Origin of the sequence: Rhodococcus sp. JS3073, from assembly GCF_026810085.1 — a bacterium.
GTDB classification, from domain to species: domain Bacteria; phylum Actinomycetota; class Actinomycetes; order Mycobacteriales; family Mycobacteriaceae; genus Rhodococcus_F; species Rhodococcus_F wratislaviensis.
Map to the genome: position 1 here is coordinate 2731550 of NZ_CP113951.1, position 24992 is coordinate 2756541.

A 24992-nucleotide genomic window follows, 5' to 3' on the forward strand; every position below is an offset into this window, starting at 1 on the left:
AAAACTAGCCGCCGAGGCGCCGGAACACGAGGCGGACCGCGAGCCCGAGGTGAGCCATCACCTCGTCCACCGAGATACGGCCGGCCACCCAGGACACCAGGCTCGACATCCAGACGTCGCCGATCACACGGATGGCGTTCAGCTGGTCGTCGGAGATCTGCTCGACGCCGATCGTCTTGGCGAACATCTCGGTCATCAGGGCGCCGAACGCATCCAGTTCGGCCGAAGCCGACGCGTCCGCGAACATGAACGCGCGCACCAGGGCCTCGTATCGCGGCCGATCCTTCTCGAGGACTTCCGTGTTCTTGCGGAGCACGAACAGGATCCGCTCCGACGGCGTGTCCCCGGGGATCGCGACGTCCTCGAACCGGGACCGCATTCCCTCGAACACCATCAGCAGGCCCATCACCAGCATGTGGTTCTTCGACGGGAAGTAGCGGTACACGGTGCCCAGCGCGACCCCCGCCCGATCGGCGATGGCCCGCATCTGCACGGCGTCGTACCCGCCTTCGGAGGCGAGTTCCATCGCCGCGGCGACGATCCGCTGGTAACGCTCCCGCTGCGGGGCCTTGGCCCCGCGCGAGGGCAGCTGCCCGTTGCGAAGCAACGACAGTAGCCCGTCACGGCCCGCTGTCAGCGGCTCTTCAGCACTGCTCATGGACGTCAGCCTAGCGACAGTCGCCTCGGTGTCGTCCGGCGACGGCACCGGTTCCGGTCCTCACGATGTCCGGATTGCCCAGGGTTCCCCCGGATAGACTCACCTCGACCGCCGGAGGTTTCCCGTGCCCAGAGTTCATGTCGGACCCGAGGATCGTGTGATCCGGCTGCGCGACGGACGCCTGATGGGTTTCGCGGAGTACGGCGACCCCGGCGGATTCGTGGTCGTGAACGCCCACGGCGGACTCGCTGGACGCCTCGACGTCGCGGCCGCCGACCGGAGCGCTCGCGATGCGGGCATCCGTCTCCTGTCCCCCGACCGTCCCGGGATCGGACTGTCGGATCCACAGCCGGGACGGACGGTCCTCGACTGGGCCCGCGACGTCGAAGACCTCGCAAATCAGCTCGGCGTCGACCGTTTCGGCGTCATGGGGTGGTCGATGGGCGGACAGTACGCGCTCGCGGTCGGATCCGGGGTCGCGTCGCGCGTGACGAGTGTCGCGGTGATCGCCGGCGCCCTGCCCCTCACCGAACCCGGGGTGTTCGCCCAGCTTCCCGCCGGGGACCGCGCCTTCACCCGATTGTCCCAGCACGCTCCGCTGGTGGCGCGGATCTGCTTTCGCGTCATGGGCGCCGTCGCGCTGCGTGCTCCGCGGCTGTTCCGGCGACTCGGCGCCCGCGACCTCGGCACCGCGGACGCAGCCGTGCTCCGCTCCGAGCCCGTCCGGAACTTCTCGCTCATGTCCGGCGAGGCTCTCCGGACTGCGCCCGGGATGGTGGAGGACTACCGCGCGTGGATGCGGCCGTGGGGGTTCGCGCCCGAAGATCTGACCGTGCCGGTCGACGTCTGGGGCGGAAGCGAGGACGAACTCGTGCCCACGCACTGGCCGCCCGCGCTCGCCCGCCGAATTCCCGGCGCCACGCTGAACATCCGCCCCGGCGGTCATTTCATGGCTCACCTGCACTACCGCGAGATCTTCGACACCCTGCGGCGGCGCTCGGAGTCCTAGGTCGCTGCCGCCAGCTTGTCGAGCCACTCCCGCAGCACGAGGAGTTCGCCGGCACTCAACCCGGACCGCCCCGTGTCGGCGTCGAGGGCGCGTGCGAGCGCGTCCGCGTTCTCGACCACCTCCCGCGAGGCCTCCGACCGCACAGCGGGCGCAGGCCGGATCAGCCCCGCGATCACGTTGTCGCGCAGTTCCCGTGACAGGGAGAGGTCCGCCTCGCCCTCCGGCTGAGCGATGAGGTGCAGGGTCATGCCGACGTTCGCCGCCACGAATTGCCCGGCGGCGATTGTCGGCGTCACCCGCAGGCGTCCCTGCTGCGCGATCTCGGTCAGCAACTCGAGGAGTCTCGTCTCGGCGACCGAGGTCACCGCACACGGCGTGCCCGGGGCGATCCGGCCGTACAGCAGGACGTAGAACGAGGGATTGTCGAGCCCGTAGCGGACGTGATCGTCCCAGCCGTCCCGCAGGTCGGCGATCGGGTCGTCCCCGCGCCGATTCGTGGCCCGGACGTACTGGCCGAACCCGTACTCCACGACCGCGTCGAACAGGCCCTGCTTGCTGCCGAAGTGGTGGTACAGCGTCGGGGCCTGCACTCCGGCGAGGTCGCAGACGGCGCGGGTGGAGACGGGCTTGCCCTTGGCCTCGTCGAGCAGTTGGGCCGCTGCCTTCAGCAGACGGTCGCGGGCGTTGCCGGCCACACTCTTCGTTGTCACACCGCTATGCTACTTCTATAGCGTTGCTATACACGCGACACTGCCGCACACGGACAGGGAGAACATCATGAGCACCACCACGACACCCGAGATCGTCACGCGTTACTTTCGAGCAGCCGACGCAGGAGACCTGGACGCGCTCACGGCGTGCTTCACCGAGCACGGGGCCGTGACCGACGAAGGCCGGACCGTCCGCGGGCGCGACGGCATCCGGCAATGGCGCAGGGACCTCGAATCGAAGTACACCTACACGGTCGAGGTGACCGGAACGGAGACGGTCGCCGACGACAGCTACGTGGTCACCACCACAGTGGAAGGAAATTTCCCGGGAAGCCCGGTGGAACTGAGGTACGAGTTCGTTCTCAGCGACGGCCTCGTCGACACGCTGCGGATCGCCCCCTGACCCCACGTGAGTGCGAAAGCGTGCCGGAACACACTTTCGCACTCACGTGGGGGGAGAACGAAAAAACTCCGCTGTCGACGTTCTCGACAACGGAGCTTCGGTGAATCGTGGTGGCCAGGGCCGGGATCGAACCGGCGACCTTCCGCTTTTCAGGCGGACGCTCGTACCAACTGAGCTACCTGGCCGGACGGCACCCGAACCGAATGCCTATCGCATTGTGTTGCCGATACTCGGTATCGGCAACACACTTGCGACCCTGACGGGACTCGAACCCGCGACCTCCGCCGTGACAGGGCGGCGCGCTAACCAACTGCGCCACAGGGCCTTGCTTTGTCCTGCTGTGCTTTACAAGTGTAAAGCGTTACTGCGTGTCACTTTTACTGCCGTCGAACCATACCTCATGCTCGACACCGGTCAAACGTACCCCCTACGGGATTCGAACCCGCGCTACCGCCTTGAAAGGGCGGCGTCCTAGGCCGCTAGACGAAGGGGGCCCGCCGGATTTCTCCGAACCAGTACCTCAACGGCGTTCCGTTGGGAGCTTGGATAGCTTAGGACACGGATCGAGAATTTCCCAAATCGCCAGGTCAGACTACGAATCAGGCAGTTCTGAGCCGGAATCCGGCCATCCGTCCCTCGCAAACTTCTCCAACCATTCAGGTGAAGCCATCGCAGCGAGGATCACTTCGAGCGATTCCGCGAACCGCTCGCCGAGGTCACCCTCCAGAGCCGTCATGTCGGACATGTACCGCTGGCCGGCGAGAGACGCCGCCAGAACCCGGGTGAACTTCTCGGGGTCGGCGTCGGCGCGCAGCAGACCGTCGCGCTGCGCGCGGATCGCGAACTCGTGCGCGGTGCGCCCCCACACCTGCGAGCCACCGGACTGCACGTCCGGATAGAACTCGGGTTCGACGATCAGCCGGAACTCGGCCCGCACGATGACGCTCGAATGGAAGAGCTTCGCCAGGTCGATCACGAAACCGTGGAGGGCTTCGAACGGCCCGATGTCCGTGCGACTCGTCCACCTGTCGGTCAGGGCGGTGAATTGCTCCACTCCGGATTGAAGGACGGCACGGGCGAGTTCTTCCTTCGATTGGAAGTGGAAGTACATCGCCCCTTTGGTGGCATTCGAGCCCTCGAGGATCGTGTTGACCGACGCCGCCGCATAGCCGCGCTTCGCGAACTCGATCGCGGCCGACTCCACCAGCGCAGCGCGAGTGCGTCGCGCACGCTCCTGCTGACGTGCCATGACGGTGAATCCCTCTCCCAGATGTAGTAACCCCGTTTTCGCCCTGTCAGGACGAGTGTGGAGCCATACATAACAGTATCCCCGTTTTGAAAAAACCGACACAGCAGTCTGTAGATCATGGAAACTTCTAAGAAACCAACCTGAAGTCCTTTATGGAGTTGAAACCGGACCGCTGCCGAAAACACACCAAGTGGTATAATTTGGGTCGGCTCGGGTGCGCTGCAGGGGGTGCGCACCCGAGCCGACCCTTTTCACCCCCCGCGCGGCGCGCCGTGCCGGGGGTCCTGTTTTCTCGGTCACTGTCTGCGCACTAGACTCTGGCCCCGCGCCCCTATAGCTCAGTTGGTAGAGCTACGGACTTTTAATCCGCAGGTCGTAGGTTCGAGCCCTACTGGGGGCACTCTCCCCTTACTCGGCACATGCCGGGTAAGGGGCACAAGCACTCACTCGCGGCCCGGCGCTTCCGCCGTCGCAGACACCCGGATCAGACGACGAACCGCCTCGACAGCGCTCTGCCGCCGCTGCGCCACCGTGCGCTCCCCCGACTTTCCCCCCGCCGGCTTGCGGCCGCCACGGGCGACGGCCAGCGACAGGGCGATGTCGGTGATCACGAGCAGCAGCTCGCCTGCGTTCCAGGACGGATCGACGAACCCCTCCTGCTGCCCTCGCCGAATCTCGGCGATCTTGGGCCGCAGCGTGAGGATCCGCGCATCGCTGTCGGCGATCTGCTCGCGCATCTCCAGGTCGGCCCACTTCTGCAGTCTCGCGTTCTCGGGGTGCGCCACGTAGTCGTCGAACAACCGGCCCACGTAGCCCGGCAGATCGTCGCCCCGCAACGCCGTCTGCTCCGTCGTCTCGGCGATCCATTGTGCGATGACGGCGTCGAACAGCGCTTCCTTGCTGTCGAAGTACGCGTAGAGACGGTCCTTGCTCGCCCTGGCCGCCTCTGCGATGCGGTTGATCCGGGCTCCGGCGACTCCGTGTCGGGCGAACTCTTCTTTGGCCGCGGCGAGGATCCGTTCTCGCGTGGCTTCTCCCGCTGTTCGCATTCCGACATCCTAAATTGCCCGTTGCCGAACCATCTGGTTCGGCGTAGCGTGCGAAGTTGACGAACAGTTTGGTTCGTAAACCTCACACCCCCTCACGCCAAGGACCGTTTCATGGACATCGATCAGGCCCGCAGCACGTTCCACGAGCTCCGGGGACGCGAGAGCGGCGTCTCCCCCGACGAACTCGACGCCGTGTGGGCGGCGCTCGACACCGTCAGGGCCGAAGACATCCTCGGCAGCTGGAAGGGCGACGACTTCGCCACCGGACACCGTCTCCACGAGAAACTGTTCGCGAGCCGCTGGCACGGAAAGACGTTCCACTCTCTCGAGGATGCGAAGCCGTTGATATGCCGTGACGCGGACGGCAACCTCTACTCCGACGTCAAGGGCGGCAACGGCGAAGCCAGTTTGTGGAACATCGAGTTCCGGGGAGAGGTCACCGCGACCATGGTGTACGACGGCGCGCCCATCTTCGATCATTTCAAGAAGGTCGACGACTCCACGCTCATGGGCATCATGAACGGCAAGTCCGCGCTGGTACTCGACGGCGGTCGGCACTACTACTTCCTGCTCGAAAGAGACTGAGCTCCAATGCAGGTCACAGCAGCCGTCTCACGCGGACCCGATTCTCCGTTCACGCTGGAGAAGGTCGAACTCGACGAGCCCCGCGCGGACGAGGTACTGGTGCGGGTCGTCGCCACCGGCTTGTGCCACACAGACCTCTTCACCAAGGCGGCACTCCCCCGCGCCCTCGGCGCCGCCGTCCTCGGCCACGAGGGGGCCGGGATCGTCGTGGACGTCGGGTCACGCGTGAGCGGGGTGGTGCCCGGTGATCACGTGATTCTCAGTTATCGCCACTGCGGCGACTGCGACCAATGCCGAAGCGCGGGTCCGGCATATTGCGTCGACGCGCACCGGCTGAACAGTTCGGGCCGGCGCGCGGACGGCTCGGCCACCGTCACCCAGAACGGCGAACCCGTGCGCGCCGCCTTCTTCGGACAGTCCAGCTTCGCCGAGCACGTCCTCGCGACGGCCGACAACGTCGTCGTCGTCGACAGGTCCGTCGACCTGGCCGCTGCGGCGCCGCTCGGCTGCGGGTTCCAGACGGGGGCAGGCGCGGTACTGAACGTGCTCCGGCCCGGCAGTGATTCGAGCGTGGTCGTCTTCGGCGCGGGCAGCGTCGGGTTCGCCGCGCTGCTCGCAGCCCGATCAGTCGGCGTCGCAACGCTTCTCGCCGTCGATCCGGTACCCGCCCGACGTGCGCTCGCGGAGGAGTTCGGCGCGATCGCGATCGATCCCGGGTCGCAGGACGTGGTCGCCGCGATCCGTGCGGCGACGGGTGGCGGCGCCACCCACACCCTGGACACGACGGGGATCCCCGCCGTCATCGGACAGACGTTGTCCTGCCTGCGGGCGCGGGGCAGCGCGGTGGTCGTCGGGCTGGGCGCGCCCGAAGTGACGGTGAACATCCAGGACCTGATGCTGAACGGCAAGACCCTCCGCGGCTGCGTCGAAGGCGATTCGTCCGTGCAGCAGTTCATTCCGCAGCTGCTCGCGCTGCACGCGGACGGGAAATTCCCGTTCGACCGTCTCGTCACCGAGTACCGATTCGACGACATCAACCGCGCCGTGGCCGATCAGGCCGCGGGCACGGTGATCAAACCGGTGCTCGTGTGGTGAACTCGCTAGGGCGTGGCAGGTGACGGTCCGGCCGGCGGCCCGTCGCCCACCTGTCCGTCCTTCGCTTTCGTGTCTCTTCGCATCTCGGCGAGATCCTCCCCGCGCTTGCGGTACGTGAAGCTGACGCCGGCGACGCCGAGGAACAACACCACTCCGATGATGGCGCCGGCGAGTGACGCGCCGCGGAATCCGGGCGCGTCGACGTCCATGATCCGTTCGCCCGCGTGCGCTGCGCTGTTGCCGCCGAGCACCACACTGAGCGTCAGCAGGTTGGGCAGCACCACCAGGACACCGAGGATCAGCAGCACGATCTGCACGGGCTTGAACCGGCGCCGGCGGAACAGCCGCCACGCTCCGCGGAACAGGAGCAACGGCAGGAGGGTGCACAGGGTGCCGAACAACAGTCCCCACAGGATGCCGCCGCCGAAGCTGCCGTCGGCCAGTCCGCCCACGTTCTGAGCCCACGCCCGCGGGAGGTACGCCGCGAGGATGAAGTACGCGATGACCAGTACCACGAGGAGGACGGCGATGCCGATGGCCTTCTTGGCCCACGCCGGAAGTCCCGATTTCGCCGGTGTGGAGGTGGATGCGCTGTTCTCGGTCGTCATGACTGGTCTCCCTGCGTCGGCAACGGTTCTTCGTCCAGCACCTGCTCGGCCAGTCGCTTCGGGGCGACGAGCGTGTACGACGTCCTGATCCACTCACGCAACTGTTCCCACCGGGGCTCGTCCGCGTCCGCGACGTCCAGTGCGATCCAGCCGTGTCTACCGAGACCGTATCCCGCTGGCTCGGCCCCTGGTTCCGTTGCGACGACGGCTTCGGCCTCGTCCACGGTGAGCTTCACCGTCAACCGGGTGGCCTCGACGTCACTGAACACGAAGTTCTTCCCCCGCACCCGGAACGTCGGGTGTCCGTCCCACTGGGCGATGTCCACCCGAACGGCTTCGGGCAACTCGGCGACGATCTGTTCCAGGCGGCTCATGTTGTTGCCCATGTGACGATTGTCGGCAGCCCTCCGACCGACCGCAACCGGCATAACGGACATTCGGGATTCACTAGTGTCGGGAGTCCGGGGGTGTCGACGACGAACCCCATGACGAGGCAGGCATCAATGGCATCGATCGACGACCTTCTGTCCCAGATCCCGATCAACCAGATCGCCCGGCAACTCGGCGTCGACGAGGCCACCGCCGAGACCGCGGTGAAGTCGGCGCTGCCGACGCTCGTCGGCGGGCTCGGCGCGAACGCACAAGATCCGAACGGCGCCGCGTCCCTCCGGAGCGCGCTCCACGATCACAGCGGCACGACACTGCTCGACGGCGGAATCGACATCGACCAGGTCGACACGGACGACGGCGACAAGATCGTGTCCAACATCTTCGGCGGCGAACGTGACCGAGTGGCGAGCACACTCGGCGGTGTCGGCGGCGGCAGCGGAGTGGGCAGCGACCTCGTGAAGCAGTTGCTCCCGATCCTCGCGCCGATCGTGCTGGCGTACATCGCCAAGCAGGTGACGGGCGGCGGAAGTTCTGCTCCGCAGACGCAGGGCGCGGGCCAGGCCGGCGGAGGTCTGGGGGACGTCCTGGGCGGGCTCCTCGGAGGCACTGGTGGTTCCGGCGGGCTCGGCGGGGTCCTGGGCGGCCTGCTCGGAAAGGGTGCGGGCGGCGGACTGGGCGACGTGCTCGGCGGACTGCTCGGCGGCGGAAAGAAGTAGGTCCCGGGGGCGGCGGGGCCACCGTCGCCCTGCGGGTGGCGATATTCACACCTAGGGTGGATCGAATTCCCAGGAGACCGACAGCTCGGACGAACGGGTTTCCGCGCAACCGCCGACACGGCTCGAGTTACGGCGGGGAATCTGTGGAGACCGACAAATCTGTGATCGTCCACAACTGTCCGCGCGTCGCTGTGATGATCTCTCCCTGCGATGATTACGCTGGTCACCGCACACGCATGCTCATCAGTACACTGTCATGTAACGGTTCGCCGCGTGGCGGCGACACATCCCGGAAGATCCATTACGGATCGGTAACTTGGACGGTTCCCGGGCCGCCGACGGCGTTTACCAACCTACTTACGGTGCCGTAGGCTGAACAAGTCAAATTGAGCTACTGGAGGCATTACACATGGCGAGGGATCTGACCCAACTCGAACTGCTGCAGGAGTTGTCGCCGGTTGCAGAAGAGAACGTCAACCGCCACATCTCCATGGCCAAGGAATGGCATCCCCACGACTATGTTCCGTGGGACGAAGGACGCAACTTCGCCGCGATGGGCGGCATCGACTGGGATCCCGAGCAGTCGCAGCTCGACGAGGTCGCCAAGGCCGCGATGATCACGAACCTCCTCACCGAGGACAACCTGCCCTCGTACCACCGCGAGATCGCCGAGAACTTCTCGCAGGACGGCGCGTGGGGAACGTGGGTCGGTCGCTGGACCGCCGAGGAGAACCGTCACGGCATCGTGATGCGCGATTACCTCGTCGTGACCCGCGCCGTCGACCCCGTCCAGCTCGAGCGTTTCCGCATGGAGCACATGACGAACGGCTTCGCCTCCCCCGCCGACGTCGACGCCGGCTTCCTCCACTCCGTCGCCTACGTGACGTTCCAAGAACTCGCCACCCGCGTCAGCCACCGCAACACCGGTAAGGCGTGCAAGGACCCGATCGCCGACAAGATGCTGCAGCGCATCGCCGCCGACGAGAACCTGCACATGATCTTCTACCGCAACATGTGCGGCGCTGCCCTCGACCTCGCGCCCGATCAGGCGCTCGAGGCCATCAACATGATCGTCCAGAACTTCCAGATGCCGGGCGCCGGCATGCCGAACTTCCGGCGCAACGGTGTGCTCATGGCCAAGCACGGCATCTACGACCTGCGTCAGCACCTCGAAGAGGTGCTGATGCCCGTCCTGCGCAAGTGGAACATCTTCGAGCGGACCGATTTCACCGCCCGCGGCGAGGAGATCCGCGAGAGCCTCGGCAAGTTCCTCGAGAACCTCGAGGGCCAGGCCACCAAGTTCGAGGAGCAGCGCGACCGCATGCTGGCCCGCGAGGCCAAGAAGCGCGAGCAGAAGGCTTCGTGACGTAAACAGTTATCCTGTGCCCGGTACCGGATTCGGTACCGGGCACAGTTTTTGTTCCAGCACTTTCCCAGAGGTCGTCAATGTCATCCCTTCGTATCGGATCGCTCGAGCTGCGCAGTCCGGTGGTTCTGGCCCCCATGGCCGGGATCACCAACGTCGCGTTCCGCACGCTGTGCCGTGAGCTCGAGACGGAGCGCGCGGGCAGCACGTCCGGCCTGTACGTGTGCGAGATGGTGACAGCGCGTGCGCTGGTGGAGCGTCAGCCCGCGACCCTGCACATGACGACGTTCGGTCCGACCGAGACACCGCGGTCACTCCAGCTGTACACCGTCGACCCGGACACCACGTACGCCGCGGCCAAGATGATCGTGGACGAGAACATGGCCGATCACATAGACATGAACTTCGGCTGCCCGGTTCCCAAGGTGACCCGCAAGGGCGGCGGTGCGGCGCTGCCGTACAAGCGCACCCTGTTCGGTCGGATCGTCGCCGCGGCCGTGAAGGCGACCGAGGGCACCGACGTCCCGGTGACCGTCAAGTTCCGCGTCGGCATCGACGCCGAACACCACACGCATCTCGACGCCGGCAGGATCGCCGCAGGCGAAGGCGCCGCCGCGGTCGCACTGCACGCGCGTACCGCCTCGCAGCGGTACTCCGGCACAGCCGACTGGAACGAGATCGCCCGGCTCAAGGAACACGTCACGGACGTGCCCGTCCTCGGGAACGGCGACATCTTCGCCGCCGAAGACGCGGCCCGCATGATGGAGCAGACCGGTTGCGACGGCGTCGTCGTCGGGCGCGGATGCCTCGGCCGGCCGTGGCTGTTCGCGGAGCTGAGCGCGGCACTGAACGGGAACCCGCAGCCCACTCCTCCCAACCTCGGTGAGGTGGCCACGATCATCCGCCGTCACGCGGAACTCCTCGCCGATCACCACGGCGAGGACAAGGGCCTCCGTGAACTGCGCAAGCACGTGTCCTGGTACCTGCGGGGCTTCCCCGCCGGGTCCGAACTGCGGGTCGCGATGGCCCTCGTGAGCACCCTCACCGAACTCGACGACCTCCTCGTCCAGCTCGACCCGACGATCCCGTTCCCCAAGGACGCCGAGGGACCGCGCGGACGGCAGGGGTCGCCCGGCACGGTCGCGCTCCCCGAAGGGTGGCTCGACGACCCCGACGACTGCCTGGTGCCCGCCGGCGCCGACCTCATGCATTCCGGTGGTTAACAGCACGGACGCGCGTCACCTCGCTACATGTGTGGAGCCTCGACGTTCGATAAGTACTATGGCTGGAATCCGTCGAGGCCGACGGAGGTCGGAGTCGGCGGAGAGGTCAGGTTGCATCGGTGGGTGATGATCACAGCTCGGACTCACCAACTCCCGAATCCCGCGCCCCCTGGGAGCGTCCTCTCGCGGATCCCAGCTACCGAGAAGCCCAGTCGGGACGGCCGCGGCGTCTCCCGCCGCGACAGCCACCGCCCGAACGGACCGCGCCACCCGAGCGGACCGCACCTCCCGAACGGACCGCGCCGGCCGAGCGCCGTGCGCAGGTAGAACGCACCGAACCGTCCCGCCACGACAGTGGCCGGATCGGCCGCCGGGCCGCGGGTGGACCCACCGAAGCGCTCTCCGTCGCAGACCTGGTGAAGAAGGTTTCCGGGGAAGAACCGAGCGAGCCGGACGATCCGGACAAGACGGAGATCATTCCCCCGATCGACGAGCGGCAGCCGCCGCCTCCCGGGATTCCGCCGCGGCAGACCCCTTCCGCGCCTCCGCCGCCGGAGCCGGAGCCCCCGCAGAGCACGCCCGAGCCCGAATGGGTCGCGGATTCCGCCGAGACCACCGCGGTACCGCAGGTGGTCGGCAACCCGGACACCACCCGCCTGGCCCTCAGCAAGACCCGTAAACGCAAGCGTCTCCGCGCAGCAGGACGCGCCGTCGTCGCGCTCGTGGCGGTGGTCGCACTCGCCGGAACCGGCATCGTCTGGGGTTACCTCCGCTCCACCGAGGGCAAGTTCGACCAGATCGCGGCACTCGACACGGAGTCGACCGACATCGTCGACGCCGTCGGGCAGACCGGTGACGAGACCTATCTCATCGTCGGCAGCGACACCCGCGCCGGCGCGAGCGGTGAAGTGGGTGCCGGGACCATCGACGACGCCGAGGGATCCCGCGCAGACACGGTGATGCTCGTCAACATCCCTGCCGACCGAAGCCGGGTGGTCGCGGTGTCGTTCCCCCGCGACCTCGACGTCGAGCGGCCCGTCTGCCAGGGCTGGGACAACGCCAGCGGCACCTACACCGAGGAAACCTTTCCCGCCGCCGACGGCGACAAACTCAACGCCACCTACGCGCTCGGCGGACCGAAGTGCCTGGTGAAGGTGATCCAGAAGATGTCGGGTCTGAAGATCGGTCACTTCGTCGGCATGGACTTCGCCGGCTTCGAGTCGATGGTCAACGAGATCGGCGGGGTCAAGGTCTGTACCACCCAGCCGCTCGAGGACGGCGTCCTCGGCACCGTGCTGCCGGAGGCGGGCACCCAGATGCTCGACGGCAAGACCGCACTGAACTTCGTCCGCGCCAGACATGTCGAGGCGGAGGGCAACGGCGACTACGGCCGCATCAACCGTCAGCAGAGATTCCTGTCCGCCCTGCTGCGGGGCGCCCTGTCCAGTCAAGTGCTGCTCAATCCCAGCAAACTGAACGGCTTCATCAACGCGTTCACCCGCGACACGTTCGTCGAGAACATCGACACGAAGTCGCTGGTCACCCTCGGGCGCTCACTGCAGAACGTCGACGCGGGCGCGGTCACGTTCCTGACGGTGCCCACCGCAGGCACCACCGAGTGGGGCAACGAGATTCCCCGCACCGACGACATCAAGGCCATCTTCCGCGCCATCATCGACGACGAGGCGCTGCCCGGCGAAAAGCGTGCGGAACCCCTGCCCTCCGCCCCCGAACCGCAGGCAGCGCCGGCACCGTTGTCGGTCCAGGCCGTCGACCCGTCCAGCGTGACCGTGCAGGTGTCGAACGCATCGGGTGAGTCGGGACTGGCCGCGACCGTGGCCGACTCACTGGCCGCCGAGGGGTTCCAGATCTACAACGTCGGCAACTACACGGGAACCAGCGGCGAGACCGTCGTCCGGTTCTCGCCGGGCCACGAAGCCGAGGCGGCGACCCTGGCGTCGTCGTTCCCGGGTGCGGTGCTCGAGTCGACCAGCGGACTCGGGACGGTCGTCGAGGTCGCACTCGGTTCGAACTTCTCCGGGACCGTCCAGACACCGAGCCCGATCGACACACCGCTCAGTATGTCGGACGTGCGAATCGGCCAGCCCGAGGACGTGGAAATCCCCGCGGACCTTGCGGTTGTGAACGCGGGCGACACGTCCTGCGAATGAGCGCCCACCGGGTCGCGTCGTTCACTCTGCGTTTACCGTGTGATCGTGACTTGGTTTCCCGTGCACCGTAGGCTGTGACCTCATGCGCGTGGCTTACAACGAACAGATGACCGAGCTTGCCGACTTGCTCGGTGAGATGGCGGGGCTTGCGGGGGTCGCCATGGAGCGAGCCACCCAGTCGCTGCTCCAGGCAGATCTCTCCCTCGCCGAGCAGGTGATCGGCGAGCACGACAAGATCACCGAGCTCAGCACCATCTGCGAGGAGCGGGCGTTCGCCCTCCTCGCCCTGCAGGCACCGGTCGCCGGCGACCTCCGCTCGGTTGTCAGCGGAATCCAGATCGTCGCCGACATCGACCGCATGGGTGCGCTGGCTCTCCACGTCGCCAAGATCGCGCGCCGCCGACATCCCAACCACGTGCTTCCCGAAGAGGTCAACGGCTACTTCGCCGAGATGGGACGCATCGCCGTCTCCATCGGCGCCGCTGCCCGCGAGGTTCTCGAGACGCGCGATCCCGAGCGGGCCGCGCGCCTGCGTGAAGAGGACGAGGCGATGGACGACCTCCACCGTCACCTGTTCACCGTGCTCATGGACCGCGAGTGGAAGCACGGCGTGGCCGCGGCGGTCGACGTCACCCTGCTCGGCCGCTTCTACGAGCGGTTCGCCGACCACGCCGTCGAGGTGGGCCGCCGGGTGATCTTCCTCGTCACCGGCAAGCTGCCCGACGAGACCCAGACGCCCGCCGTCGACGCCGACACCCTCACCTCGTACCCCGACCTGTAGTACTCCCCCAACACTTTTCGCGCGAACGGGACGCTCGTACGGTCAGACCGTACGAGCGTCCCGTTCGTTCGCCCGACGTCCGTCCGCGGACACGACAACGCCCCGACCGCAGATCCGGCCGGGGCGTTCTCGTGTGCGTCGCTCTATCCGAAGCGGCCCGAGATGTAGTCCTCGGTGGCCTTCTGCGTGGGGTTGGAGAAGATCTTCTCGGTGTCGTCGATCTCGACGAGACGTCCCGGCTTGCCGGTGGCCTCGAGGTTGAAGAATGCGGTCTGGTCGCTCACACGCGCCGCTTGCTGCATGTTGTGGGTGACGATCACGATGGTGAAGTCCTTCTTCAGCTCGGTGATCAGGTCCTCGATCGCGAGGGTCGAGATCGGGTCGAGCGCCGAGCAGGGCTCGTCCATCAGCAGGACGTCGGGCGAGACGGCGATGGCCCGGGCGATGCACAGACGCTGCTGCTGACCGCCGGACAATCCGCCACCCGGCTTGTCGAGACGGTCCTTGACCTCGTTCCACAGGTTGGCGCCGCGCAGCGACCGCTCGGCCACCTCGTCGAGACGCTTCTTGCTGCGCTCGCCCTGCAACTTCAGTCCGGCCACCACGTTGTCCTTGATGGACATCGTCGGGAACGGGTTGGGACGCTGGAACACCATGCCGATCGTCTTGCGGACGCCGACCGGGTCGATGCCGGAACCGTAGATGTCCTCACCGTCGAGCAGGATCGAACCCTCTACGCGCGCACCGGGAGTCACCTCATGCATGCGGTTCAGCGAACGCAGCACGGTCGACTTGCCGCAGCCGGACGGGCCGATGAAAGCGGTCACGTTCCGCGGGGGGACGGACAGCCCGACATCGGCGACGGCGTGGAACTTGCCGTAGTAGATGTTGACGTCCTTGAGATCCAGACGCTTGGCCATTACCGGCTCCCTACTGATTGGTGTTCGAGATCGAGTGTATGTGTCACTTGCTGCGGACCTGTGAGAAGTGGCCGACGATCTTGGCCAGGATGTTGAGGATGGCGATGAGGAGGATCAACGTCAGCGCCGCGCCCCAGATGCGGTTGGTACCGGCATCAGTCGGGTTGTTCATCTCGGCGACCATGACGCCGGGCAGCGTGCCCATCTCGCCACCGAACAGATTGAAGTTGATGAAGGGCGCGTAACCCACGAGGATCAGCAGCGGCGCGGTCTCGCCCATCACCCGGGCCAGCGCCAGCATGACGCCCGTGATGATGCCGGGCAGTGCCGTGGGCAGCACGATCTTGGCGATCGTCTTCCACTTCGGAACACCCAGCGCGTACGACGCCTCCCGCAGGTCCTGCGGGACGATGCGGAGCATCTCCTCCGTACTGCGGACGACGACGGGAACCATCAGCAGCACCAGGGCGAGCGCCACGGCGAAGCCGGACTTGGGGAAACCGAACGTCGCGATCCACAGGGCGTAGATGAACAGGGCGGCCACGATGGACGGGACACCGCTGAGGATGTCGACCATGAAGGTGGTCAGCTTCGCGAGTCGCGACTTCCGGTCGGCGTACTCGACGAGATAGATCGCGACGAACAGTCCGAGCGGAATGGACAGCACCGCGCAGACGAGTCCCTGCAGAATCGTGCCGATCAGCGCGTGATAGATGCCGCCGCCCGCCGCGGAGGACGTCAGTCCGCTGAGCGAGTGGGTGAACCACGTGGCCGACGTCAGGGCAGGGATTCCCTTGATGACGGCGGTGACCAGGACCCACACCAGTGGGACCAGCGCCACGAGCACTGCCAGCGTCACGAGGACGGTGGCGGTGAGGTCGGTGATGCGTCGGCGGACACCGACCCCCTGGAAGGTGGGGGCCTTGACCGGCTTGTCGAGGGTCGCGGTCATGGGTCAGTCCTTCTTTCCTGCGATCACGGCGCGGGCCGCGGCGTTCACGACGAAGGTGAGCACGAAGAGCACCAGGCCTGCGGCGATGTAGGCGCCGGCCTGAATGTTGTTGTTGAACTCCGCGTAGCCGAGAGCGATCTTGGAGGCGATGGTGGCGCCGCCGTCGAACAGCGACCATCCGAAGGGCTGCGACGTGGTGCGCAGGATCAGGTAGAGCGCCATGGTCTCACCGAGGGCGCGACCCAGACCGAGCATCGATCCGCTGATGTAGCCGGACTTGCCGAACGGAATGATCGTGGTCCGCACCACTTCCCACCGGGTGGCGCCCAGCGCGAGCGCCGCCTCGATCTGGGGCGTCGGCGTCTGCACGAACACCTCGCGAGTGACCGCGGTGATGACGGGAAGGATCATGACGGCGAGGACGATGCCCGCGGTGAAGATGGTGCCACCGCCGGTGATGGAACCGCTTCCTGTCGCGAACAGCGGGAACCAGCCGAGCTTTTCGTTGAGCCACACGGCAAGCGGCTTGATCGCGGGAGCGAACACCAGCAGACCCCAGAGGCCGTAGACGATCGACGGCACGGCGGCCAGCAGGTCGATGACGTACGCCAGCGGACGTTTGAGCCAGTTCGGCGAGTACTCGGTGAGGAAGATGGCGATGCCGAGGGCGACGGGCATCGCGAGGATCAGCGCGAACAGCGAGACGAGCACCGTCACCTGGAACAGGTCGAGCACACCGAACGCCATGGCGTTGATGTTCTGAGTGACCCACTCACTGCTGGTGAGGAAGTTGACCTGGTTCCTGCTCAGTGCGGGAACTGCGCGCCAGATCAGGAAGATGCCGATCGCGGCGATGAGGATGGAGATGAAGATGGCCGAGGTGGTTGCGAGGGACTTGAAGATCCGGTCCCCCGGCCTGGCGACGGCCTTGCCGCGGGGTGCACCTGCCGGAGTCGGGGTTTCGGCCTTGGTGGTACTCAACTCGGCCTCCGGGGTGCCGTTCGGACCGCCCACCCCGACTCCGCCAGAAGCGGAGCCGGAGGCGCGAGGTGCTGATTCGATGTGCGCTTCACTCATCTGCGCTCGCAATCTTTCCTGGTCAGAATATCGAGTCATGGGCGGGTCCGAACGACTAACGGTGCGATCAGCCGATGGCGGCGACCGACGCGTTCAGCTTCTCCTTCATGGAGTCGGGCAGCGGCACGTAGCCCTGCTCGGCCAGGTTGTCCTGACCCTCGTTGGCTGCGCTGGTCAGGAACGACTTGACCGCCGCGGAGGTGTCGGCGTCGTAGCCCTTCGAGCACACGATCTCGTAGGTGGCGAGCACCAACGGGTACGCACCCGCTTCCTTGGTACCGAAGATCGAGCCGAGGTCGAGCGTCAGATCGCCCACGCCCTCACCCTTGAACTGTGCACCCTCGATCGCCTTCGCCGCGGACTCGTCGGTCAGCGCGACCGGGCCGGAGCCGGTGTCGATCTGCGCGGCCGACAGCTTGTTCTGGTCCGCGTAGGACTTCTCGACGTAGGTGATCGAACCCGGGGCGGAGGCCACTGCCTGCGCGACACCGGCCGAACCCTTGGCGCCCTCACCGATACCGCCGGTGAAGTCCGAGCCGGCACCGGTGGTCCACGCGCCGTTGGAGGCGGCCGTGAGGTACTGCTGGAAGTTGTCGGTAGTTCCCGACGAATCCGAGCGGATGATCGCGGTGATGTCCTGGTCCGGCAGGGTGGCGCCGGGGTTGAGCGCGGCGATGGCCGGGTCGTTCCACTTCTTGATGGTGCCGTTGAAGATCTTGGCGGTCACCTCGCCGTTCAGCACCAGGTCCTTGACGCCGTCGAGGTTGTAGGCGACGGCGACGGGTCCGAAGACGAGCGGAAGGTTCCAGGCCTCGCCGCCGACGCAACGGGCCTTGGCCTGCTCGGCCTGCTCGGCCTTGATCGCCGAGTCGGAGCCGGCGAAGTCGATCTGGCTCGCGATGAACTGCGTACGTCCGTCGCCGGAACCGCTGGGGTTGTACGCCAGGTTGACGGTCTTACCCTTTTCCTGGCAGACGGAGATGTAGGTGGAGACGAACTGGTCCATGGCATTCTTCTGGGCCGAGGAACCGGCCGAGGAGAGGTTGGCCTTGCCCTCGCACGTCGCGTTGGACGACGCTGCGTCGACGCCGCTCGACGCCGCGTTGTTGTCGCTGCCACACGCGGCCAAGGTCATGGCACCCAGGGCCACTGCACCGAGCAGGGCGCCACTGCGCTTGAGATTCACCTAGTCCTCCGGAAATACCGTCTCGCCCGCGATCGGGCGGCGACATGAGGTGCGCTTCGTTGAAATCTGCACCAGGCAACACGGCGCTGCCCACGGAGAAACCTAGGGGTAGCTAATGTCCAGTTGGACCACGATCGGTGAACGGAAGGTGAACAGACCGAGCATTTGTCCACATTTCCGAGACGAACAACAGGTGCGGAAGTAAAGAAGCCCCTCAGGCGCGCGCGTACGCGACGTCGGTGTGGAACCGCTCGAACCCGAGCCGGTCGTAGGTGTGCAGCGCCGAGGCGTTGTCGCCCTCGACGTACAGCAGCACCGCACCGAGCCCGCGGTCACGCAGATAGTGCAGTCCGGCGAGCGTCAGCAACCGGCCGAGACCACGCCCCTGGGCGTCGGGGCCGATCGCCACCACGTAGACCTCACCGATGGCCGGCTCGTCGCCCTGCTTCGGATGCACCTTGGTCCAGTGGAATCCGAGCAGTCTCTGCTCGTCCGAAGCGGCGAACGCCATGAACAGCCCGGCCGGATCGAACCAGGCCTCCGCGCGCCGTTCGGCCATTTCACGTTCGGTCCACGACCCCTGCTCGGGATGCCAGGCGAAGGCGGCAGCGTTGACACGCAGCACCTCGGGATCATCCTCGACTCCGCGGTACACGCGGAGTGAAATATCTTCCGGTACAACGAGTTCCGGGAGTTCCGCATCGGCGAGCGGACGCCGGAGCTGCAGGAGTTCACGCGCACCGGTCAGCCCCAGACGCTGCGCCACCGCCTGCGCCGCAGGCAGGTTGCCGTGCGCCCACACCCTCGTGTCCGGACCACCCTCGGACAGGACCTCGGTGACCAGCCTGCCTCCGATTCCGCGGCCGCGCGCCGCGGGGTCGACGGCGAGTTCGGCCATCGCGGGATGATCCCCGTGACCCGGCTGCAGCTGCGCGTACCCGACGATCCGATCGGCGTCGGTCTCGACGAGATGACGGACACCGTCGCTCCCGGCGCCGGACACGGCGTGCACACCCTGCTCCGACACCGGCGCGGTTCCGTCCGCTGCCGTCGCGCGTTCGAGCAGGGCGGACACGTCCGCGGCCTGCTTGCCGTCGAGTCGATCAGTCCAGGACTGCACGGAGGCACTCACTCAGATCGCCGGCCCTTCCGCGGATTCGAAGTCCGCGTCGTCCGCGTCGAGGTCGTCGACGGGCGGCACCGGCGCACCCGACTTGCTGCGGGTGGGACGGACGGCCTTGTAACCGACGTTGCGGACTGTACCGATCAAGGATTCGTACTCGCTGCCCAGCTTGGCGCGCAGACGACGCACGTGGACGTCGACCGTGCGGGTGCCACCGAAGAAGTCGTAACCCCACACCTCCTGCAGCAACTGCGCGCGGGTGAAGACGCGACCCGCGTGCTGTGCCAGGTACTTGAGGAGTTCGAACTCCTTGTAGGTGAGGTCGAGGGGACGGCCGCGCAGACGAGCCGTGTACGTGCCCTCGTCGATGACCAGTTCGCCCAGCGTGATCTTGCCGGACGCCTCCGGGCTGGCGACGCCGCCGGTGCGTCCGACCAGCAGCCGGAGGCGGGCGTCCACCTCGGCCGGTCCGGTGCCGGGGAGCAGGATGTCGTCGAGGCCCCAGTCGGAATTGACCGCCACCAGGCCACCCTCGGTGAGCACCGCCACCACCGGAACCGCGGAACCCGTGCTGCCCAGCAGCCTGCAGAGGCCGCGAGCCGCCGCGAGATCGGTGCGCGCATCCACCAGGGCGATGTCGGCGGAGCTCGCTTCCAGGAGAGAGGACACCTCCGTCGGGGCAGGCCGCACCGAATGCGCCAGCAGGGCGAGGGCAGGCAGCACTGCCTCGGGGTTGGGGTCGGAGGTAAGAAGCAGTAGCTCCACACAGCCTCCCATCTCGTCGCCGTCGTACCCGGCCGGCCGACGGATCGTTCATCCGCCGGTCCAGGTAGATCGACACTGAAGGTATCGACACTTTTGTCGGTGACAGAGTAGCGCGCCGCCGTCGGCGTCCGTTGCACCGAACCCCCGGCAACCGGCGCGGAGGTTGCACCGACACTCCCCCGGCCGGTGTCCGTCACAATGGGGCCGTGCGGAAACTCATCATCGGAATCGTCTTCCTCGTGGCTCTCGGTCTCGTCGTCGACTTCGGTTCGGCGGCCTACGCGGAGTACCGGGTGTCGCGGGAACTGCGGGCAGGCGCGTCCCTCACAGCGGATCCCGAGGTGACCGTTCACGGCTTTCCGTTCCTCACTCAGGCGTGGGACGGCAAGTACGAGAACATCGAGATCCGCGCCCAGGGAGTACAGAGTGACGTGGTGGGCGAGGTGACGATCGAGTCCACCCTCCTGGGTGTCTCCGCGCCGCTGTCCGACCTCGTCGACGGCTCCGTGAAGTCCCTTCCGGTCGATCACCTCTCCGGCCGCATGCTCATCGACGCCACCGACCTGGGACGCTTCCTCGACATCCCCGACCTGCAGGTTTCGGCCCCGCCAGCCAGCAAGTCGGACGGCACCGGCGGTTCCGGCGGCTCGGGGATGCCGACCGCGGGCGGCGTCGTCCTCACCGGCACCGTCCCCGTCGGGCCCATCGAGACCACCGTCAGCGTGCAGGCCGACCTGGTCCTCGACGGTGGTCAGGTGAAGATCGTCGCCAGCGACTTCTACTTCGGGCCCGAGGGCCACGCCGACTTCACCATCCCCGAACCCCTCGCTCCCGCGATCCTCGGCCTCTTCACCCGGACGATCGACCCCCGGGAACTCCCGTTCGGCGTCCAGCCGACCGAGGTCTACGCGGAAGGCTCGCAGATCGTCATCGAGGGCGTCGGCAACAACGTCACGATCGACCTGAACGAACTACAGAGCCGATGACCGGAATCACACTGTTACTGATCGCACTGTTCGCCGCCGTCGTGTTCGGGCTCGTCTGGCAGCGCCGCCAGGGAGCGGTCCGGAGCACCGGCGAGACGACCGCAGTGGTGACCGACCAGCGACGGCTGCTCCTCGAGGCGGCCGGCATCGGGCCGCAGTCGCCCGAACACCCTCGGCGGGCCACCGTCCTCCACTTCTCCGCCGACTGGTGCGGCCCCTGCGCGGCGGTGCGCAGAGTGGTCGGACAGGTCGTCGCCGACCTCGCCGGCGAACCGGAACCGCCCGTCGAAGTGGAGGTCGACATCGACGAGTATCCCGCTCTCGCCAAGGAACTCGGCGTTCTGTCGTTGCCGACGACGTTCATTCTCGACGCCGACCTGCAGCAACGCTTCCGGGTGTCCGGAGTGCCCGCCGCGACCGACCTGCGGGCCGCTCTCGGACCCCTCACCCGGCCCCCGGCTTCAAATTCCTGAAGAACCGGGTAAACTCGTCGTCGTGCAATCCAGCCACGAGCTCATGCTCACCCGTCGCCGCACAGTTGACCTGTGCCGCCTCGGGGCTTGTTGCTGTACCTGTTGCTGATCACCAGGGCTGTCGCTTTCTGCTGACACCGCGGACTCCGCGCACGTGATCGAAATCCCGATGACGACGTCTTCCGTCGTCGTTCGGCGCCAGGCAAGCATTCAGGACTCACCGCAGGAGCACTTCTCATGTCCACAACACTCGAGCTCGAGCAGGTCGACGTTCGTGGCCCCCGGTTCGCCGCCTGGGTCACCACCGCTGTCCTCGTCGCCGTGCTCGTCGTGTCGACGTTCTCGCTGGTCGCAGCAGGAATTCTGCTGGCGTTGCAAGCGGTCGTCTTCGCGGCAGGCGCAGCCACCGGGCCGCGACGCAGCCCGTACGGCCGGATCTTCGGCACCGTCGTCGCGCCGCGACTCGCTCCGGTGAGCGACCGCGAACCCACCGCACCGCTCCGCTTCGCGCAGCTCGTCGGCTTCGTCTTCGCCGCCGTCGGCACCGTCGGCTTCCTCGCAGGCTCCGGGGTCGTCGGCGCCGTCGCCACCGCATTCGCCCTGTTCGCCGCGTTCCTCAACGCCGCATTCGGGTTCTGCCTCGGCTGCCAGATCTATCCACTCGTCGCACGCTTCCGCACCGCGGCCTGAAAGTTTCACACCGAGAACCACTGCACGATCCACCCGACACAAGTAAGTACACATCGAAAGGAACACCATGGCTCGCTCCGATGTCCTAGTCTCCGCCGACTGGGCTGAGCAGAACCTCAACGCCCCCAAGACCGTTTTCGTCGAGGTGGATGAGGACACCAGCGCATACGACGGCGGCCACATCGAAGGCGCCATCCGCCTCGACTGGCGGAAGGACCTGCAGGACGGCGTCCGTCGTGACTTCCTGAACCAGCAGCAGTTCTCCGACCTCCTGTCCGCCAAGGGCGTCGCCAACGACGACACCATCGTTCTCTACGGCGGCAACAACAACTGGTTCGCGGCATACGCGTACTGGTACTTCAAGCTGTACGGCCACCAGGACGTCAAGCTGATCGACGGCGGCCGCAAGAAGTGGGAGCTCGACGGGCGTCCCCTCTCCAAGGAGACCGTCACCCGCGAGGCCACCCAGTACAAGGCCGAGGCACCCGACCTCTCGATCCGCGCGTTCCGCGACGAGGTCATCGACGCCATCGGCAACAAGAACCTCGTCGACGTGCGTTCGCCCGACGAGTTCTCCGGCAAGATCCTCGCTCCCGCTCACCTGCCGCAGGAGCAGGCGCAGCAGCGTGGACACGTCCCCACGGCCATCAACATCCCGTGGAGCACCACCGCCAACGAGGACGGCACGTTCAAGTCGGACGACGACCTGGAGAAGCTGTACTCGGAGAAGGGCTACGACGAGGCCAAGCCCACCATCGCGTACTGCCGTATCGGCGAGCGCTCCAGCCACACCTGGTTCGTGCTCAAGGAGATCCTCGGCAAGTCCGATGTCAAGAACTACGACGGCAGCTGGGTCGAATACGGCTCGCTCGTCGGCGCACCCATCGAGTTGGAGGTTCACTGAGCCATGTGTGGAGCACCTGTACAGACCCAGACCCTGCCCGCGGGCGTCGACGTCGAGAAGGAAACGGTCATCACCGGCCGCGTTCTCGCCGCTGACGGCCAGCCGATCGGTGGAGCGTTCGTGCGTCTCCTCGACGGCGGCGGAGAGTTCACCGCCGAGGTCGTCGCCTCGGGCACCGGAGACTTCCGCTTCTTCGCCGCTCCCGGCGAGTGGACCGTGCGTGCACTGTCCAGCTCCGGCAACGGCACCTCGACGGTGAGCCCGTCGAGCGCAGGCGTGCACAACGTCGACGTCACGGTCGGCGAGTAGTCACCAGCTGACGACACCAGAATGGCCCCGCTCCGGATTCGGAGCGGGGCCATTCTGTCGTGTGAGATCTACTTGCCCGCCGGGACAGGGACGGCTGACGCCTCCGGGACAGGGACGGCTGACGCCTCAGCGGCCTTTCGGTCCTTCTCCGAATGCGCGAGCGCGGTGATCCAGTCGACCACCTTCTCGCTCTCCCAGTACCAGGGGTCGTTCGGATTGTTGTTCCAGTAGAACAGGTGCTGGATGAAGCCCAGGAAGATGTACGGCTTGATCACCAGTTCGAAGACATCGCTGTTGTCCTCGACGAACCCCGGGCCCTCCTGCGCAAGCTTCGCCTTTACGACCTCCGAACCGGGACCCATCGCCCAGTTGAGCGCCTCGACGATCTGTTCCTGGGACACCTGCATGTTCCGGTCCGGGCCGTCGGGGTCGTAGGTCCGGTCGGCGACCTTGCGGAGAACGTCCAGGAAGGACTCGTCGGAGGCGAACCAGTCTTCGTGGGTGACGATGTGCACGATCGACCGCGCCGCCATGTTCGTCACCGCATTCGCGAAGTCGGAGACGGTCTGGCCCGGGTTCAGCAGGGTGAAGTGCATCTGTCCCAGCACCCCGAGCGCCAGTTCGAGGACGGCGATCTCCTGCGGCGCGTCGCACGCGATGTCGTAGGGCCGGCACGCGTAGGTGATCTTGCCGTCGAGAGCGCCGTAGTCGGCCGGCTCGGATGACATGAATCCGCCGCCGGGCGGGCCGGGTTCGCCCATCGAGGGGGTGCCCGCTGGGCGGTACGGGTCGCCGATCAACGCGACGCCGGCGATGTCGTCGGCGGTGACCAGAGCATTGCTGTCGCGGTGCCCGAGTTCGCGCGACACCCGTTCGACCACCTCGGCGCCGACGCTGTACCCGAGCAGCACGTACTTGGTGTCGTCGCCGCACTTCACCTTGTTCTCGTCGAGGATCCTGTTCGTCGACGCGACACCCGCGGACATCGAATCCTGGTATGTCGGAACGGGTTGCAGCAGACCCAGGCCGTACGTGGACGGGTAGGGGACGTACATCCACCCCACCGTTCCCGGTTCGTCCTTGTTCGCCTCGCCGGTCGGCACCGTCACGTTGCCCACCCAGTTCGACCAGAGCTGCCGATTCTCGTCGGCCAGAGGGTTGCGGTCCTCCGTCGAGTCGGTGGCGCCGGACACGGCGACGATCATCACGTCGGGGCAGTCGGCGGCGTAGTTGTTCGGATCGACACGGTCCGTGTCGGCACTTCCCGAACCCGCGCTGCCGGTGTCGGGCGCGGCGACGGCGAGACCGGGAGCGCCGAACGCGGACACGGTCAGCAGCAGCGCCGTCGCCGTGATCGCGGCCCGCACCAGACCGGTGGCGGCAGTACTCGATCGAAGCATGGGACCTCCGGGAGGGGCGGGAGACGAGACGACCGCATGAGGATGTTCGGAACCGACCGGGTGGTCGCCTTCGGGAAACCGTAGCCGCAGTCACCGTAAGTCGCCTCCCGTTTCGACCGTTCGACGGGTTCGGTTTAGGATGTCCCCGTGGTTATCTTCTTCGAGGTACTTCTTGTCCTTGCCGCCGTGTTGAT

Annotated in this window: 27 protein-coding genes and 4 tRNA genes; 15 read left to right on the top strand and 16 right to left on the bottom strand. The window is 66.6% G+C overall.

The window, feature by feature from the left end:
- Positions 1–4 precede the first annotated feature (4 nt).
- On the bottom strand, positions 5–658 hold the full coding sequence (locus OYT95_RS12235; RefSeq protein WP_128970053.1) for a TetR family transcriptional regulator: 654 nt from the start codon (positions 656–658) through the stop codon (positions 5–7).
- Positions 659–815: 157 nt separating this feature from the next.
- Between OYT95_RS12235 and OYT95_RS12240 the strand changes: the two genes are divergently transcribed.
- Positions 816–1667 (top strand): alpha/beta fold hydrolase, encoded by an 852-nt coding sequence (locus OYT95_RS12240; RefSeq protein WP_268792236.1) that lies wholly within the window; start codon positions 816–818, stop codon positions 1665–1667.
- On the opposite strand, the gene OYT95_RS12245 is transcribed toward OYT95_RS12240, so the two are convergent.
- Entirely contained in the window at positions 1664–2377 is a 714-nt protein-coding gene (locus OYT95_RS12245; RefSeq protein WP_268791565.1) for a TetR/AcrR family transcriptional regulator, read from the bottom strand. The genes OYT95_RS12240 and OYT95_RS12245 overlap by 4 nt on opposite strands.
- Before the next feature lie 67 nt (positions 2378–2444).
- Here OYT95_RS12245 and OYT95_RS12250 point away from each other — a divergent pair, with 67 nt between their 5' ends.
- Positions 2445–2780 (top strand): nuclear transport factor 2 family protein, encoded by a 336-nt coding sequence (locus tag OYT95_RS12250; protein WP_268791566.1) that lies wholly within the window; start codon positions 2445–2447, stop codon positions 2778–2780.
- Positions 2781–2888: 108 nt separating this feature from the next.
- Here OYT95_RS12250 and OYT95_RS12255 read toward each other — a convergent pair.
- From OYT95_RS12255 to OYT95_RS12270, 4 genes are all read right to left on the bottom strand, one after another.
- A tRNA-Phe gene (locus tag OYT95_RS12255) sits at positions 2889–2965 on the bottom strand.
- A gap of 66 nt (positions 2966–3031) precedes the next feature.
- A tRNA-Asp gene (locus OYT95_RS12260) sits at positions 3032–3105 on the bottom strand.
- A 96-nt stretch (positions 3106–3201) separates the two neighbouring features.
- Positions 3202–3274, bottom strand: a tRNA-Glu gene (locus OYT95_RS12265).
- Between the two features lie 98 nt (positions 3275–3372).
- Positions 3373–4029: a TetR/AcrR family transcriptional regulator gene (locus OYT95_RS12270; protein ID WP_037230524.1), complete on the bottom strand. Its 657-nt coding sequence runs from the start codon at positions 4027–4029 to the stop codon at positions 3373–3375.
- Between the two features lie 327 nt (positions 4030–4356).
- On the opposite strand from OYT95_RS12270, the gene OYT95_RS12275 reads away from it, so the two are divergent.
- Positions 4357–4429 (top strand) — tRNA-Lys (locus OYT95_RS12275).
- Positions 4430–4472: 43 nt separating this feature from the next.
- On the opposite strand, the gene OYT95_RS12280 is transcribed toward OYT95_RS12275, so the two are convergent.
- The gene (locus OYT95_RS12280; RefSeq protein ID WP_112301214.1) at positions 4473–5078 is read right to left on the bottom strand and encodes a TetR/AcrR family transcriptional regulator; all 606 of its coding nucleotides are present in this window, start codon (positions 5076–5078) and stop codon (positions 4473–4475) included.
- Between the two features lie 111 nt (positions 5079–5189).
- Between OYT95_RS12280 and OYT95_RS12285 the strand changes: the two genes are divergently transcribed.
- Together OYT95_RS12285 and OYT95_RS12290 are read left to right on the top strand one after the other, a co-directional pair.
- Positions 5190–5663, top strand: coding sequence for a DUF4334 domain-containing protein (locus tag OYT95_RS12285; protein ID WP_037230526.1), 474 nt, complete (start codon positions 5190–5192; stop codon positions 5661–5663).
- Positions 5664–5669: 6 nt separating this feature from the next.
- Positions 5670–6758, top strand: a complete 1089-nt coding sequence (locus tag OYT95_RS12290; RefSeq protein ID WP_112301215.1) for an NAD(P)-dependent alcohol dehydrogenase — start codon at positions 5670–5672, stop codon at positions 6756–6758.
- 5 nt (positions 6759–6763) lie between these two features.
- On the opposite strand, the gene OYT95_RS12295 is transcribed toward OYT95_RS12290, so the two are convergent.
- Positions 6764–7366, bottom strand: a complete 603-nt coding sequence (locus tag OYT95_RS12295) for a hypothetical protein (RefSeq protein ID WP_037230528.1) — start codon at positions 7364–7366, stop codon at positions 6764–6766.
- Complete coding sequence (locus OYT95_RS12300; RefSeq protein WP_112301216.1) at positions 7363–7803, bottom strand: MmcQ/YjbR family DNA-binding protein; 441 nt, start codon at positions 7801–7803, stop codon at positions 7363–7365. Before OYT95_RS12300 ends, OYT95_RS12295 begins: the two co-directional genes overlap by 4 nt.
- A gap of 66 nt (positions 7804–7869) precedes the next feature.
- On the opposite strand from OYT95_RS12300, the gene OYT95_RS12305 reads away from it, so the two are divergent.
- The 5 genes from OYT95_RS12305 to phoU all read left to right on the top strand — a co-directional run bounded on the left by OYT95_RS12305 (position 7870) and on the right by phoU (position 14013).
- Positions 7870–8472, top strand: a complete 603-nt coding sequence (locus OYT95_RS12305) for a DUF937 domain-containing protein (RefSeq protein ID WP_112301217.1) — start codon at positions 7870–7872, stop codon at positions 8470–8472.
- Between the two features lie 409 nt (positions 8473–8881).
- Positions 8882–9838 carry an acyl-ACP desaturase gene (locus tag OYT95_RS12310; RefSeq protein ID WP_037230531.1) on the top strand — a complete coding sequence of 319 codons (957 nt, stop codon included), beginning with the start codon at positions 8882–8884 and terminating at the stop codon, positions 9836–9838.
- An 80-nt stretch (positions 9839–9918) separates the two neighbouring features.
- Positions 9919–11061, top strand: coding sequence for a tRNA dihydrouridine synthase DusB (gene dusB, locus OYT95_RS12315; protein ID WP_005244337.1), 1143 nt, complete (start codon positions 9919–9921; stop codon positions 11059–11061).
- A gap of 119 nt (positions 11062–11180) precedes the next feature.
- On the top strand, positions 11181–13232 hold the full coding sequence (locus OYT95_RS12320) for an LCP family protein (RefSeq protein WP_268791567.1): 2052 nt from the start codon (positions 11181–11183) through the stop codon (positions 13230–13232).
- An 82-nt stretch (positions 13233–13314) separates the two neighbouring features.
- Complete coding sequence (gene phoU, locus OYT95_RS12325) at positions 13315–14013, top strand: phosphate signaling complex protein PhoU (protein ID WP_037230533.1); 699 nt, start codon at positions 13315–13317, stop codon at positions 14011–14013.
- Positions 14014–14156: 143 nt separating this feature from the next.
- On the opposite strand, the gene pstB is transcribed toward phoU, so the two are convergent.
- The 6 genes from pstB to OYT95_RS12355 form a co-directional block, all read right to left on the bottom strand.
- Complete coding sequence (gene pstB / locus OYT95_RS12330; protein ID WP_015888703.1) at positions 14157–14933, bottom strand: phosphate ABC transporter ATP-binding protein PstB; 777 nt, start codon at positions 14931–14933, stop codon at positions 14157–14159.
- A 43-nt stretch (positions 14934–14976) separates the two neighbouring features.
- A complete protein-coding gene (pstA, locus tag OYT95_RS12335) occupies positions 14977–15885 on the bottom strand; it encodes a phosphate ABC transporter permease PstA (protein ID WP_037230534.1) in 909 nt (302 codons plus the stop codon).
- Between the two features lie 3 nt (positions 15886–15888).
- Complete coding sequence (gene pstC / locus OYT95_RS12340; RefSeq protein ID WP_112301220.1) at positions 15889–16962, bottom strand: phosphate ABC transporter permease subunit PstC; 1074 nt, start codon at positions 16960–16962, stop codon at positions 15889–15891.
- A 67-nt stretch (positions 16963–17029) separates the two neighbouring features.
- Positions 17030–18148, bottom strand: coding sequence for a phosphate ABC transporter substrate-binding protein PstS (gene pstS, locus OYT95_RS12345; RefSeq protein WP_112301221.1), 1119 nt, complete (start codon positions 18146–18148; stop codon positions 17030–17032).
- A 214-nt stretch (positions 18149–18362) separates the two neighbouring features.
- Positions 18363–19280, bottom strand: a complete 918-nt coding sequence (mshD, locus tag OYT95_RS12350; RefSeq protein WP_037230537.1) for a mycothiol synthase — start codon at positions 19278–19280, stop codon at positions 18363–18365.
- Complete coding sequence (locus OYT95_RS12355) at positions 19281–20036, bottom strand: winged helix-turn-helix transcriptional regulator (RefSeq protein WP_037230539.1); 756 nt, start codon at positions 20034–20036, stop codon at positions 19281–19283.
- A gap of 206 nt (positions 20037–20242) precedes the next feature.
- Here OYT95_RS12355 and OYT95_RS12360 point away from each other — a divergent pair, with 206 nt between their 5' ends.
- From OYT95_RS12360 to OYT95_RS12380, 5 genes are all read left to right on the top strand, one after another.
- Positions 20243–21022: an LmeA family phospholipid-binding protein gene (locus OYT95_RS12360; RefSeq protein ID WP_037230541.1), complete on the top strand. Its 780-nt coding sequence runs from the start codon at positions 20243–20245 to the stop codon at positions 21020–21022.
- Positions 21019–21495, top strand: a complete 477-nt coding sequence (locus OYT95_RS12365; protein ID WP_112301222.1) for a thioredoxin family protein — start codon at positions 21019–21021, stop codon at positions 21493–21495. Before OYT95_RS12360 ends, OYT95_RS12365 begins: the two co-directional genes overlap by 4 nt.
- Positions 21496–21732: 237 nt before the next feature.
- On the top strand, positions 21733–22185 hold the full coding sequence (locus OYT95_RS12370) for a DUF4395 domain-containing protein (protein WP_112301223.1): 453 nt from the start codon (positions 21733–21735) through the stop codon (positions 22183–22185).
- Between the two features lie 67 nt (positions 22186–22252).
- Positions 22253–23089, top strand: coding sequence for a sulfurtransferase (locus tag OYT95_RS12375; RefSeq protein WP_037230548.1), 837 nt, complete (start codon positions 22253–22255; stop codon positions 23087–23089).
- A gap of 3 nt (positions 23090–23092) precedes the next feature.
- Positions 23093–23398 (top strand): DUF1416 domain-containing protein, encoded by a 306-nt coding sequence (locus tag OYT95_RS12380; RefSeq protein WP_005244353.1) that lies wholly within the window; start codon positions 23093–23095, stop codon positions 23396–23398.
- 68 nt (positions 23399–23466) lie between these two features.
- Here OYT95_RS12380 and OYT95_RS12385 read toward each other — a convergent pair whose 3' ends face one another.
- Complete coding sequence (locus tag OYT95_RS12385) at positions 23467–24798, bottom strand: cutinase family protein (protein WP_268791568.1); 1332 nt, start codon at positions 24796–24798, stop codon at positions 23467–23469.
- Between the last annotated feature and the right edge of the window lie 194 nt (positions 24799–24992).